This is a genomic window from Thalassobaculum sp. OXR-137 (assembly GCF_034377285.1).
In the GTDB taxonomy this organism is placed as follows: Bacteria; Pseudomonadota; Alphaproteobacteria; order Thalassobaculales; family Thalassobaculaceae; genus Thalassobaculum.
In genome coordinates, this window is sequence record NZ_CP139715.1 from 2218296 (window position 1) to 2231367 (window position 13072).

The 13072-nt window shown below is 68.2% G+C and carries 15 protein-coding genes; 12 read left to right on the forward strand and 3 right to left on the reverse strand.

Going from position 1 to position 13072, the window contains the following annotated elements:
* Positions 1–41 precede the first annotated feature (41 nt).
* The 3 genes from T8K17_RS10395 to rfaD form a co-directional block, all read right to left on the reverse strand.
* Positions 42–1178 (reverse strand): zinc-dependent alcohol dehydrogenase family protein, encoded by a 1137-nt coding sequence (locus tag T8K17_RS10395; RefSeq protein WP_322334437.1) that lies wholly within the window; start codon positions 1176–1178, stop codon positions 42–44.
* A 111-nt stretch (positions 1179–1289) separates the two neighbouring features.
* Positions 1290–2114, reverse strand: a complete 825-nt coding sequence (locus T8K17_RS10400; protein ID WP_322334438.1) for a metallophosphoesterase — start codon at positions 2112–2114, stop codon at positions 1290–1292.
* A gap of 18 nt (positions 2115–2132) precedes the next feature.
* On the reverse strand, positions 2133–3116 hold the full coding sequence (rfaD, locus tag T8K17_RS10405; protein ID WP_322334439.1) for an ADP-glyceromanno-heptose 6-epimerase: 984 nt from the start codon (positions 3114–3116) through the stop codon (positions 2133–2135).
* Between the two features lie 301 nt (positions 3117–3417).
* Here rfaD and T8K17_RS10410 point away from each other — a divergent pair, with 301 nt between their 5' ends.
* From T8K17_RS10410 to T8K17_RS10465, 12 genes are all read left to right on the forward strand, one after another.
* Positions 3418–3792 (forward strand): accessory factor UbiK family protein, encoded by a 375-nt coding sequence (locus T8K17_RS10410; protein ID WP_322334440.1) that lies wholly within the window; start codon positions 3418–3420, stop codon positions 3790–3792.
* A 311-nt stretch (positions 3793–4103) separates the two neighbouring features.
* Entirely contained in the window at positions 4104–4607 is a 504-nt protein-coding gene (locus T8K17_RS10415; RefSeq protein ID WP_322334441.1) for a YbjN domain-containing protein, read from the forward strand.
* A gap of 42 nt (positions 4608–4649) precedes the next feature.
* A complete protein-coding gene (proC, locus tag T8K17_RS10420) occupies positions 4650–5468 on the forward strand; it encodes a pyrroline-5-carboxylate reductase (RefSeq protein ID WP_322334442.1) in 819 nt (272 codons plus the stop codon).
* A gap of 84 nt (positions 5469–5552) precedes the next feature.
* A complete protein-coding gene (locus T8K17_RS10425; RefSeq protein ID WP_322334443.1) occupies positions 5553–6179 on the forward strand; it encodes a hypothetical protein in 627 nt (208 codons plus the stop codon).
* Positions 6180–6281: 102 nt separating this feature from the next.
* Entirely contained in the window at positions 6282–7229 is a 948-nt protein-coding gene (locus T8K17_RS10430; RefSeq protein ID WP_322334444.1) for a ribose-phosphate pyrophosphokinase, read from the forward strand.
* A gap of 116 nt (positions 7230–7345) precedes the next feature.
* The gene (locus T8K17_RS10435) at positions 7346–8023 is read left to right on the forward strand and encodes a 50S ribosomal protein L25/general stress protein Ctc (protein WP_322334445.1); all 678 of its coding nucleotides are present in this window, start codon (positions 7346–7348) and stop codon (positions 8021–8023) included.
* Between the two features lie 122 nt (positions 8024–8145).
* The gene (gene pth / locus T8K17_RS10440; RefSeq protein ID WP_322334446.1) at positions 8146–8796 is read left to right on the forward strand and encodes an aminoacyl-tRNA hydrolase; all 651 of its coding nucleotides are present in this window, start codon (positions 8146–8148) and stop codon (positions 8794–8796) included.
* 4 nt (positions 8797–8800) lie between these two features.
* Positions 8801–9904: a redox-regulated ATPase YchF gene (gene ychF, locus T8K17_RS10445; protein WP_322334447.1), complete on the forward strand. Its 1104-nt coding sequence runs from the start codon at positions 8801–8803 to the stop codon at positions 9902–9904.
* A gap of 24 nt (positions 9905–9928) precedes the next feature.
* Entirely contained in the window at positions 9929–10597 is a 669-nt protein-coding gene (locus T8K17_RS10450; RefSeq protein ID WP_322334448.1) for a dienelactone hydrolase family protein, read from the forward strand.
* A gap of 63 nt (positions 10598–10660) precedes the next feature.
* Positions 10661–11200: a hypothetical protein gene (locus tag T8K17_RS10455; RefSeq protein WP_322334449.1), complete on the forward strand. Its 540-nt coding sequence runs from the start codon at positions 10661–10663 to the stop codon at positions 11198–11200.
* On the forward strand, positions 11197–11916 hold the full coding sequence (locus tag T8K17_RS10460; RefSeq protein ID WP_322334450.1) for an SDR family oxidoreductase: 720 nt from the start codon (positions 11197–11199) through the stop codon (positions 11914–11916). The genes T8K17_RS10455 and T8K17_RS10460 overlap by 4 nt, the downstream gene beginning before the upstream one ends.
* 11 nt (positions 11917–11927) lie before the next feature.
* Positions 11928–13022: a mandelate racemase/muconate lactonizing enzyme family protein gene (locus tag T8K17_RS10465; protein WP_322334451.1), complete on the forward strand. Its 1095-nt coding sequence runs from the start codon at positions 11928–11930 to the stop codon at positions 13020–13022.
* The last annotated feature ends 50 nt before the right edge of the window (positions 13023–13072 follow it).

Here is a 13072-nt window from a genome sequence, read left to right on the forward strand (position 1 = left end):
GAGCCGGATCCTTCCGACCCGGCCCGGCCCTAGTTCAGCCGTCAGCCGGCATGGGGTGTGAGGATCTGGCGCACCGCTTCGCCGGACACCAGCTTGTCGAAGCCGGCATTCACCCCGTCGAAGCCCACATGCTCGCCGATGAGCTGATCCACGGGCAGGCGGCCCTGGCGGAAGGCCTCCAGATATTTCGGGATGTCGCGCACCGGCACGCAGGAGCCCATGTAGCTGCCGCGCACCGCGATCTCGCGGCTGACCAGATCGGCCGCCGGGATCGGGAAGTCCTCGCCCTGGGGCGACAGGCCAACCGTCACGAGCTGGCCGCCGGTCTTCAGGATGTCGTAGCCGGTCTTCAGCGCCGGAATCACGCCGGCCCCTTCCAGCGAGACGTCCACGCCGCCGCCGGTCAGGTCCTTGATCTGCTGGACATGGTCGGGCTCGCGGGCGTCGATGGTGTGATGGGCGCCGAGCTGGCGGGCGAGGCCGAGCTTGGCCGGGTTGATGTCCACCGCGATCACCTGCGCCGCGCCGCCGAGAATGGCGCCGAGCATGGCGGAGAAGCCGACACCGCCGAGGCCGATCACGGCGACCTTGTCGCCCGGTGCGACGCGGGCGGCGTTCAGGGCGGCCCCGACGCCGGTCATCACCGCGCAGCCGAAGATGGCGGCGGTCTCCAGCGGGATGTCGCTGTCGATCTTCACCACCGATCCCCGGTCGACCACGGCGTATTCGGCGAAGCAGGACACGCCGGTCTGGTGATTGATCGGGTTGCCCTTGGAATCCTTCAGGCGCTTGCCGCCGCCCATCAGGTCGCCCTTGGCGCGGGCGATGGCGTGGGTCTCGCAGATCTGCGGCCGGCCTTCCTGGCAGCGGATGCAGCGGCCGCAGGAGGCGGAGAACTGGAAGACGACCGGGTCGCCGACCTTGATGTCGCGGATGCCCGGGCCGACTTCGACCACTTCGCCGGCGCCCTCGTGGCCGAGCACGACCGGCAGCGGGCGGGGGCGCGATCCGTTCATCACGGACAGGTCCGAATGGCAGAGACCGGCGCCGATGATCTTGACCAGCAGCTCGCCCGAACCCGGCGGATCCAGTTCCACCTCCTCGATGGCGAGGGGAACGCTCTTGGCATAGGGCATCGGTGCCCCGATCTCGCGCAGGACGCAGGCACGCATCTTCATCTGACTTTTCCTCCGGGCGTCTCGATTGGACGTCGATCTTTGGTGGGTTTGTGTCCGAGCCTATCGCGGGCACCTGCGTCCCGCCAAGCCACGGAAACGCCGGGCCCCGTGTCAGCCGACGATCGTGCGCAGGTAGGGCTCGATGCCGCGGCTGTGGTCCCACTGCCGGGGATAGCCGAGCGACACCTCCTCGAAGCGGGTGTCGCCGCGCATGTCGGTGCGCCTCGTGTGCAGATGGCCGGTGACGACCGCATAGGCGTCGAAGCGGGTGTGCCAGTCCTCGGTCAGGACAGTGCCGCACCAGGGGGTGAAGCGCGGCACCCGCGGGATGCGCACCAGGTCGTGGCGCAGCGGCCAGTGGTTCACCAGCACGGGGCGGGTGCCGGCGGGGATTTCCGCCCGCAGGCGCCGCTCGGTCTCGGCGAGCCGTGCGTGGCACCAGGCGATGCGGCTGTCATAGGGGAGCGGCGACAGCAGGATCTCGTCGCTGCAGACGTTGTGGGTCTCCTCCGCCCATTCGACCACCGACTCGAGCGGTACGTCCGCCGGCCGGAAGCTGTAGTCGTAGAGCAGGAACATCGGCGCGATGGCCAGCCGGCCGACCCCGCGCGGGACCGGACCGGGCCACAGCGGGTAGGGGTCCTCCGGGGTGAGCACGCCGAGCGACCGGGCGCGGGCGACCAGCGCCTCGTAGCGCGCCACCCCGACGGGCTCGTCGGAGCTCGGCCGCGACCACAGCTCGTGATTGCCGGGCACCCAGATCACCTGGGCGAACCGGTCGGCCAGCAGCGCCAGGGCGTCGGCCACCATGTCGATCCGCTCGGCCACGTCGCCGGCGACGATCAGCCAGTCGTCGCGATGCGGCGGCAGGGCGTCCAGCGCCTCGCGGTTGACCGTCCCCGCCAGATGCAGGTCGGAGATCGCCAGCAGCCGCATCCGCCCGCTCCCCGGCGCTCAGCGGTACGGGTCGTCGGAGGTGAGGAAGCCCTTCACGTAGCGCCGCACGCCTTCCTCCAGGGAGGTGAACTGCTCCGGATAGCCGGCCTCGCGCAGCCGGTCCATGCGCGCCTGGGTGAAGTATTGGTAGCGGTCGCGGATCGCCTCGGGCATCTCGATGAACTCGATCCGCTCCTCCTGACCGAGGGCCGAGAACACCGCGCGGGCGAGGTCGGCGAAGCTGCGGGCCGAGCCGGTGCCTAGGTTGAAGATGCCATTCACATGCGGCGTCTCCAGCAGCCACAGCATCACCCGCACGCAGTCGTCCACATAGACGAAGTCGCGGAGCTGCCCGCCGTCGGGATAGTCCGGGTTGTGGGAGGTGAAGAGCTTGGCGCTCTCGCCGGCGGCGATCTTCGGGGTGATCTGGGCGATCACGCTCTTCATCGTCCCCTTGTGGTACTCGTTCGGGCCGTAGACGTTGAAGAACTTGAGCCCGACCCATTGCGGCGGGTGCACCCCGGCCGCCGCCATCTTCACCGCCTGCCGGTCGAAGGCGTGCTTGGACCAGCCATAGGCGTTCATCGGCCGCAGGGTGGAAAGGCCTTCCGGGCTGTCGTCATCTTCGAACCCGGCGGCGCCGTCCCCATAGGTAGCGGCCGAGGAGGCGTAGATCAGCCGGGTGCGGGTCTCCGCGCACCAATGCCAGAGCCGGGTCGGCAGGGTGATGTTCTCGCGCACGATCAGGTCGGCGTCGCGCTCGGTGGTCGCCGAGATGGCGCCCAGGTGGAAGATCGCCTCCACGTCGCCGCGATGGTCGTTGAGGAAGTCGAAGAAATCTTCCGGCGGCACGATGGCGGCCAGGTCGCGCTTGGCGATGTTGCGCCACTTGTCGTCGGTGCCTAGGCGGTCGACCACGACGATGTCCCCGCCCACCGCCTCCTCAAGGCCGGCGACGAGGTTGGACCCGATGAAACCGGCGCCGCCGGTGACGATGATCATGGCTTGGATGGGCTCCCGAACGGACGGATCTGAATCGGCCCCAAGCTACACGAAGCGTTCCCGCGACCCAACGGTTTGCACCCTCTCTATACCCTCTTATTCCGTCATCCCGGACGAGACCGGACCCGATCCGGGCTCGGGCCGGGACCCATGGGGCGAGGCACGGTCCCGGCCCGCCCCCGGGTCGAGCCCGGGGCCGTCCGGGATGACGTGAAAGAGCGAGGACGGCGGACACCGAACAACCCCATCCTTGATCCCGCGCCGCAGCGATGACATATCCACATGGTCCAGGAGGTGAGCCATGCAGACCCGCAGCCGTTTGTTCGACGATCTGGCCCGTGTGGCCAACGGGGCGCTCAGCGCCGCCGCCGGCGTCCGCGCCGAAATCGAGCAGCTCGTCCATCAGCAGTTCGAGCGCTTCCTGGCCGACCGCGATCTCGTCACCCGCGAGGAGTTCGAGGCGGTCGAGGCGATGGCCCTCAAAGCGCGGCGCGAGCAGGCCGACCTGCAGGCGCGCATCGCCGACCTCGAAGCCAAGCTCGGCGAGGCCAAGAAGACCGCCACGAAGCGCAAGGCGGCGAGCGGCGACCGCCGGCGGGCGACCACCACCACGGCCACCCGGCGCACGGCGACGCGGAAGACAAAGACCGACGAGACACCGCCCAAAGACGAGTGATTCGGCCAACTCCCGACGGGGCTTTCGCACCTGCGGGAAACCGGCCCCCGTGCGGCGTTTCAGAACTCCCGGCAGGGAAGTCCCCGATTTCAATGACTTCCGACAGGCGCTGAATATCGCGTGTGAAGCATCTCGCTGACGCAAAATCTTGTGTTGAATGGGCGTCACCAGTTTGTGAGGCTATTCCTTGTGGTGATTCGGCGGCCCACACCACATGATGTGGCCGACCTGAGCAGATTGTCGGTCGATCTCTCCCGACCCCGGGCCGCCCCGACGCGCCGGTCAGCGCGCCAAAGGGGGAACATCCCGACATGTCGGTCACCTATGTCGATTCCACCGTCGTCCATCAAAATCCGCTAGATCTGCTCGAGGAACTGGTCGGGGCCAACGAATGGGCCTTCGACCGGGCCGGCTCCGACGAAATGGCCGTGGAGATCTCCGGCCGCTGGTGCGACTACCGACTGTACTTCCTGTGGCAGGAGGATCTCGGCGCGCTGCACTTCTCCTGCCTGCTGGAAAGCAAGGTCCCGGCGGAGAAGCGGCGCGAGGTCTGCGTGCTGCTCACCCTGCTGAACGAGAAGCTCTGGCTCGGCCATTTCGACCTCGGCTCCGACGACGGCGTGCCGATGTACCGGCATACGCTGCTCGTGCGCGGGACCGGCGGCGTGTCGGTGGAGCAGATGGAGGATCTGGTCGAGGTCGCCCTCAGCGAGGCCGAGCGGTTCTTCCCGGCCTTCCAGTTCGTGATCTGGGGCGGTAAGACGGCGGAGGAGGCGGTCGCCGCCTCCATGCTCGACGTCGCCGGAGAAGCCTGACAGCCTCTCCGAAGCGGAGGCTGACAAGAAAAGGCTGAGGAAATGACCAAACCCCTGGTGCTCATCGGCTGCGGCAAGATGGGCGGAGCGATGCTGGCCGGCTGGCTGGAGAGCGGAGAAGCGGCCGGCGGCGTGCATGTCGTCGAACCCCATGCCGAGGCCATGGGCGATCTGGCCAAGCGCGACGGGGTGACCGTCTATGCGGCGGCCGAAGACCTGCCCGGCGACCTGACCCCCAGCGTGGTGATCCTGGCGGTGAAGCCGCAGATGATGGACGACGCCCTGGTGCCGCTGGCGAAACTCGGCGGCTCGGGCGCCTATTTCCTGTCGATCGCCGCGGGCAAGACAATCGGCTATTTCGAGAACAAGCTGGGCGCCGCCGCGCCGATCGTGCGCGCCATGCCGAACACCCCGGCGGCGGTCGGGCGGGGCATCACCGCCTATGTTGCCAACGACCATGTGAGCGAGGCGCAGAAGGCCCAGGCCCACCGGCTGCTGGAAGCGGTCGGCGAGGCGGTCGAGGCCGAGACCGAGGACCAGATCGACGCGGTGACCGCCCTGTCCGGTGGCGGGCCGGCCTATGTCTTCCTGCTGATCGAGACCCTGGCGGCCGCCGGCGTGAAGGCGGGCCTGCCCGAAGAGATGGCCATGCGCCTGGCTCGGGCGACGGTGTCGGGATCGGGCGAACTTGCCCGGCGGTCCTCGGAGGAGGCCTCCCAGCTCCGGATCAACGTGACCAGCCCCGGCGGCACCACGGCCGAGGCGCTCAAGGTGCTGATGGCCGAGGGCACCGGTATCCAGCCGATCTTCGACAAGGCCATCGCCGCCGCCACCGCGCGGTCGAAGGAGCTCGCCGGCTGATCCCGCCGGCCGGCTTCTTGATGCGGCCGTCTTGATGATGGGGCGCGAGGGGGCATATCCATCGGTATGACGGACGCAAGCGACATGGCGGGCGAACCCGCGACGGCCACCGACCTGCTGGTCGACGCGGCCCTTGAGATGGCCGCCACCGAGAGCTGGCGGTCGGTGACTCTGGCCGGTGCGGCGGCGCGGGCTGGTCTCGACCCGCTGACGGCGCGCCGGACCCTGCGCTGCAAGGCGGGGCTGCTGGCGGCGATCTCCGGCCGGGTCGATGCCGGGATGATGGCCGCCCTGGACGAGGACGCCACCGATCCGGCGATTCCCGTACGGGACCGCCTGTTCGAGGCGCTGATGGCGCGGCTCGACGTGGTCGCGGCGAACCGGGAGGCGTTCCTGTCGATCCTCGACGGCCTGCCGCGCGATCCGGGCACCGCTCTTGCCAGCCTGCCGAGCCTCGGCCGGTCGATGGCCCGCACCCTGGAGGCGGTCGGCGAACGCACTCGTCCGCCCTTCGGCCCGCTGAAGGTGAAGGGTCTCGCCGTGGTCTGGATGGCGACTTTGCGCGTTTGGCGCACCGACGACAGCCCCGACATGGCCGTGACGATGAAGGCGCTGGACACCTATCTCTCCCGGGCCGAGGAGATGGCAAATACCTTCATACCGGGGGCCCGCGTGGTTAACGCGCCGGCCGCCGCCGATCAGCCGATGTAATCGAACCGACTTCTAACTTGCGGGCCGGGATGACGCTGGGTAAGGTCGCGCCTCTTTTCCCGGGAGCCTTTCCGCCCCGCCCGCTACATCGCCGGTTGGTTCATGTCGACACGCGCCCCGAAGATCCTGGCCTGCAATTCCAACAGGCCCCTGGCCGAGGCCATTTCCGCCTATCTGAACCTGCCGCTGACCAAGGCGGATATCCGACGGTTCTCCGACATGGAGGTCTTCGTCGAGATCCAGGAGAACATCCGCGGCGAGGACGTGTTCGTGGTGCAGTCAACGAGCTATCCGGCGAACGACAACCTGATGGAACTGCTGGTCACGCTGGACGCCCTGCGCCGCAGCTCGGCCCGCCGCATCACCGCGGTCATCCCGTACTACGGCTATGCCCGCCAGGACCGTAAGTCCGGCCCGCGCACGCCGATCTCCGCCAAGCTGGTCGCCAACCTGATCACCAAGGCTGGCGCCGACCGCGTCCTGACGATCGACCTGCATGCCGGTCAGATCCAGGGCTTCTTCGACATCCCGACCGACAATCTGTTCGCCGCCCCGGTGTTCATCGACGACATCAAGGCGCGCTACGGCGACGAGAAGCTGGTCGTGGTCTCTCCGGATGTCGGCGGCGTGGTCCGTGCCCGCGCGGTCGCCAGCCGCATCCATGCCGACCTCGCCATCATCGACAAGCGGCGCGAGCGCGCCGGCGTGTCGGAGGTGATGAACATCATCGGCGACGTGGACGGCCGGCGCTGCGTGCTGGTGGACGACATCGTCGACAGCGGCGGCACGCTGTGCAACGCCGCCGAGGCGCTGATCCAGGCCGGTGCGATCTCCGCCGACGCCTATATCACCCACGGCGTGCTGTCCGGCGGCGCCGTGGCCCGCGTGACCTCGTCGCCGCTGACCTCCCTGGTCACCACGGATTCGATCCAGGCGACCGAGGCGGTGCGGGTGGCGCACAACATCCGCAAGCTGACCGTCGCCCCGCTGCTGGGCGAGGCGATCCAGCGGATCAGCGAAGAGCGTTCGGTCTCCAGCCTGTTCAACTGAGTGGCTGAGACGAGGGCGGCGCCGCTTTTGGGTGGCGCCGCGCCAGGATTCGCGGTATACGCCGCGCCCTATCCGCCCGGCACCCCTGGAGGCCGGGCTTTTCACAGGAGATAAGCATGGCTGACGTTGCCACGTTGAACGCCAGCGTGCGCGATCGGGTCGGTAAGGGGTCCGCCCGGGCTGCGCGTCGCGAGGGGTTCGTTCCCGCCGTTATCTACGGCGATAAGAAAGATCCGCTGCCGATTCAGATCGAGAAGCGGGAACTCGACAAGCTGCTGAACAAGCCGGGATTCTTCTCGCACCTGATCGACCTGAAGGTCGCCGGTGAGAGCCACCGCGTCCTGCCGCGCGATCTGCAGCAGCACCCGGTCAGCGACTTCGCCTGGCATGTCGACTTCCTGCGCGTGTCGGCCACCAGCGAGCTGACCGTCGACGTTCCGGTCGAGTTCATCAACGAAGACAAGGCCCCGGGCCTGAAGCGTGGCGGCGTGCTGAACGTCGTGCGCCACACCGTCGAGATGAACTGCCGCGCCGACAACATTCCGGAAAAGCTGGTCGTCGATCTGACCGGGCTCGCCATCGGCGACTCCGTGCACATCTCCGCCATCACGCTGCCGGAAGGTGCGACCCCGGTCATCGACGATCGCGACTTCACCGTCGCCACGATCGCGTCGCCGACTGTCGTCGCCGAGGCCGATGCCGAAGAGACCGCCGCCGCCGAGGAGTCCAAGGCTGAAGAAGAAGCCGAGGACGAGGGCGAGGGCGAAGGCGAGGAGGACGGCGAGGAGAACTGATCTCCGCGTCCTTTCGCACGATCTTCGGCGCCCGCGATCCAGACCCCGGATCGCGGGCGCTGGCATTTTCGGCCTGTGGATGGCATCACCTGCCCGACTTCTGAGACGCGCGAGGTTCCCCCATGCTGCTGTTCGTCGGCCTCGGCAATCCAGGTCCGAAATACGAAGGCAACCGGCACAATATCGGCTTCATGGCGGTCGAGGAGATCGCCCGCCGCTACAGTTTCGGTCCCTGGCGCGCGCGATTCCAGGGCCTGGCCAGCGAGGGCGTGATCGCCGGCGAGAAGGTCATGGTGCTGAAGCCGATGACCTTCATGAACGAAAGTGGCCGCTCGGTCGGTGAGGCGGTCCGGTTCTTCAAGCTGCCGGTCAACGCCGTCTCGGTATTTTACGACGAACTGGACCTCACCCCCGGCAAGATGCGGCTGAAGCAGGGCGGCGGCTCCGGCGGCCATAACGGCATCCGCGACATCGACCGGCATATCGACAAGAACTACCGCCGGGTCCGGCTCGGAATCGGCCATCCGGGCGACAAGAACAAGGTCCACAGCTACGTGCTTTCCGACTTCTCCAAGGCGGAGCAGAAGGCCTGGCTGGAGCCGCTGATCGACGCGGTGGCCCGCGAGGTGGAGGCCCTGGCGCGTGGCGACGAGGCGCGCTTCATGAGCCGCGTGGCCCATGCCGTGTTCCCCCCGCCGCCGAAACCGGCTAAACCCGCGCCGGACAACACGAGCGATACACCGAAAGACTCTCCAGCCAGCGACGGAGCGTGAGCCCATGGGCTTCAACTGCGGCATCGTCGGCCTGCCGAACGTCGGCAAGTCGACGCTTTTCAACGCGCTGACCGCCACCGCGGCGGCCGAGGCGGCGAACTACCCGTTCTGCACCATCGAGCCGAATACCGGCAGGGTGGCGGTACCGGATCCGCGTCTCGACGACCTGGCGCGCATCGCCAAGTCGGCCAAGATCCTGCCGACCCAGATCGAGTTCGTGGACATCGCCGGCCTGGTGAAGGGTGCCAGCAAGGGCGAAGGGCTCGGCAACCAGTTCCTCGCCAACATCCGCGAGACCCACGCCATCGTCCATGTGCTGCGCTGCTTCGAGGGCGACGTGACCCATGTGGACGGCTCGGTCGATCCGATCCGCGACGCCGAGACGGTCGAGACCGAGCTGATGCTGGCCGATCTGGAAAGCCTGGAGAAGCGCATCGTGGCGCTGGAGAAGCGGGTGCGCGGCCAGGACAAGGAAGCCAAGGCGCTGATGCCGCTGGCGCAGAAGGCGGTCGAGCTGCTGCGCGACGGTAAGCCGGCCCGGGTCATGCTGGCCGATCTGGATGCCGAGGAGACCCGGCTGTTCAAGCAGATGCAGCTCCTCTCCGCCAAGCCGGTCCTCTACGTGTGCAACGTCGAGGAAGAGAATGCCGGCTCCGGCAATGCCCTGTCCGCCAAGGTGGCGGAGAAGGCGGCGGCTGACGGGGCCGAGGCCGTGGTGATCTCCGCCGCCATCGAGGCCGAGATTGCCCAGCTCACCGATCCCGAGGAGAAGCGGGAGTTCCTGGACAGCCTGGAGCTGGACGAGCCTGGCCTGACCAAGCTGATCCGCGCCGGCTACAAGCTGCTCGACCTGCTGACCTTCTTCACCGTCGGCCCGAAGGAGGCACGCGCCTGGACCGTGCGCCGGGGTGCGAAGGCGCCGGAGGCCGCCGGCGAGATCCATACCGACTTCCAGCGCGGCTTCATCCGGGCGGAGACCATCTCCTACACCGATTACGTCGCCACCGGCGGCGAGCAGGGGGCCAAGGACGCCGGCAAGATGCGGGTGGAAGGCTCCGAATACGTGGTGCAGGATGGCGACGTCTTCCATTTCCGCTTCAACGTCTGATCACTGACAGCCGAGGGACTCACCATGGCCGACACGCTCAAGCTGAAGGCGTCCGACGGGCACGCCTTCGACGCCTATCTCGCCCAGCCCTCCGGCAAGCCCCGGGGCGGCCTGGTGGTCATTCAGGAGATCTTCGGCGTGAACAGCCACATGAAGAAGGTGGCCGACGCCTATGCCGAGGACGGCTATCTGGCGATCTGCCCGGCCCTGTACGACCGCTACAAGCCGGGCATCGAGCTCGGCTATGACGAGGACGACGTGACCGAGGGCCGCGAGATCCGCGCCAAGGTCGGCAACGACGATCCGCTGCTGGACATCGCCGCCGCCGCCGACGCGGTGCGCTCGGCCGGCAAGGTCGGCGTCGTCGGCTACTGCTGGGGCGGGACCCTGACCTGGCTGTCGGCCACCAAGCTCGAGGGCTTCGCCGTCGCCTCCAGCTACTATGGCGGCGGCATCGGCGGTCTGGCCGAGCTGCAACCGAAATGCCCGGTGATCTTCCATTTCGGCGAGCAGGATCATGCGATCCCGATGGCCGAGGTCGACAAGATCCGCCAGGCCCATCCGGACCTGCCGGTCCATGTCTATCCGGCCGGTCACGGCTTCAACTGCGACGAGCGCGGCAGCTACGAGCCCAAGAGCGCGGAGATCGCCCGCGAGCGCACCCTGGAGTTCTTCAAGCAGCATCTGGGCTGACGCCCGGCGCCGCGGCGCCCGATACCGGTTCCTCTCTCCGACGATGCGGCCTACGATTGCACCATGGGGAGAGGTGCCGAGGACGGCGGATGGCCGACCGACTGCGCCAAGTGCTTCGGTCTGTGCTGCATCGCGCTGGCGCATCAGCCGGCGGCCGGGTTTCCGGCCGTCAAGGCTCCCGATACGCCGTGCGTCCACCTCTCCGACACCTTCCGCTGCACCCAGTTCGACACGTTGGAGGCGGCCGGCTTTCCCATCTGCCGGGCCTATGACTGTTTCGGGGCCGGCCCGGTGGTCAGCGCACGGATGCGGTCCGAGTGGGGACCCTGGACGCCGCAGATGGTCGCCGGCGCCGCAGGTCATCTTGCCGGCTTCCGCGATCTCGCCCGACTCCGGATGCTGATCGCGGCCTTGCGCCGGGAGGGCTCGGCGGAGGCAAGCGCGGTCGCCAACCGCCTCGACCCGGTGGCCGAAGCGTTCCGCCGGACCGGCCGGGTGGAGATCGATGCCGGCACCGCGCAGTTCATGCGTTGGCACGAGGCCTTGATCTCGGCCATTCTGGCACCGCTCAAAGAACAAACGAAATCCAGGGAGGGACCATGAGCGGTCTTGAAGGCAAGGTTGCCGTCATCACCGGCGCCACCAGCGGCATCGGCCTCGCCGCCGCCGAGGCGTTGTCGGCGCGCGGGGTGAAGCTCGTGCTCCACGGCCGCCGAGGCGAGATCCTGGAGGCGCACGCCGCCCGGCTGCCCAACTGCGTGGTGCTGGCCGGCGACATCGCCGATCCGGCGACCCCCGACGCCCTGGTCGATCTGACGATGAAGAGCTTCGGCCGGCTCGACATCGCCTTCGCCAATGCCGGCCTGATCGCCAGCGGGCCGGTCGACGATATCGATCTGGACGCGATGTCCGACATGCTGCGGGTCAATATCGACGCCACCTTCCGGTTCGCCTACACGGTCCTGCGCCACATGAAGAAGGCGGGCGGCGGCGACATGCTGTTCACCGGCTCGGTGCTGGGCACCAAGACCCGGCCGAATGCCGGCGCCTATGCGGCGACCAAATACGCGATCGAGGCGCTGGCGGAATCCCTGCGCATGGAGCTTGCCGGATCCGGCGTGCGGGTCGCGGTGGTCGAGCCGGGGCTGGTGCGCACCGACCTGCACCGCGACTACGAGGTGCGGCCTGAAGTCAGCCAGAGCGTGCCGCAGCCGCTGACCCCCGCCGACGTCGCCCGGGCGGTAGTCTTCGCGGTTGAGCAGCCGGCTTCCGTGCTGATCCCGCGGATCATGGTCCTGCCGTCCGGCCAGAACGTCTGAGGAAACCCGTCATGAAGATCACCGGCCTGCGCACCCGCGCCATCGAGATTCCGTTCGACAAACCCATCGGCACCGCCATCCACCGCATCGAGGGCGTGGCCGGGCTGCTGGTCTGGCTCGACACCGAGGAGGGCATCACCGGCGAAAGCTACCTCTGGGCCATCGGCGCTCACCGCCTGCCGGTGCTGGACGCCATCACCCGGATGCTGGGCGAGCGGATGATAGGCCGGGACCCGCGCGACACCGCCGCCCGGTTCGACGAGATGTGGGGCGAGATCAACTTCCTCGGCCATAAGGGCGTGTCGCTGTTCGGCATCGCGGCCATCGACTGGGCCTGCTGGGATATCCTGGGGCAGTCCCTGGGCGCCTCCGTCTCCCGCCTCCTGGGCCGACGGCGCGACCGGGTGCGGGCCTACGCCTCGGGCGGCCTGTGGGCCTCCATGACCGTCGAGGAGCTGCAGGCTCAGGCCCGCGACTTCCTCGGCCAGGGCTTCAAGGCGATGAAGATGCGCATCGGCAAGCCGGATATCGGCGAGGATATCGAGCGGGTCGCCGCCGTGCGCGAGGCGATCGGCCCGAAGGTCGAGCTGATGGCCGACGCGAACCAGGGCCTCACGGTCCCGCACGCGATCCGCCTTGGCCGGCGGCTGGAGGCGTTCAACCTCGTCTGGTTCGAGGAGCCGGTGCAGGCCTACGACCTGGAGGGCTCCGCCCGGGTGGCCGCGGAGATCGACACGCCGATCGCCAGCGGCGAGACCGAGTACGGCCGCTACGGCTTCCGCGACATGCTGGAGCGCAAGTCGGCCGACGTACTGATGCCGGATCTGGAGCGGGTCGGCGGCATCACCGAGTGGATGCGGGTCGCCAACATGGCCGCCGCCTACGATGTGCCGGTCAGCCCGCACCTGTTCACCGAGCACTGCCTGCAGCTCTGCGGTGCGGTGTCCAACCTCACCTATGCCGAACACATGCCCTGGTTCCGCCCGCTGTTCGCCGAGCAGATCGAGATGGTGGACGGCGACCTGCTGATCCCCGACGTTCCCGGCATGGGCTTCCGGTTCGATCCGGACGCGGTGGAACGGTATGCACTAGACCGCCGGGGCTAGAGTTCGACAACATGCATCCAATCAACATGAGTTGAGCCGGCGGGGTCGCC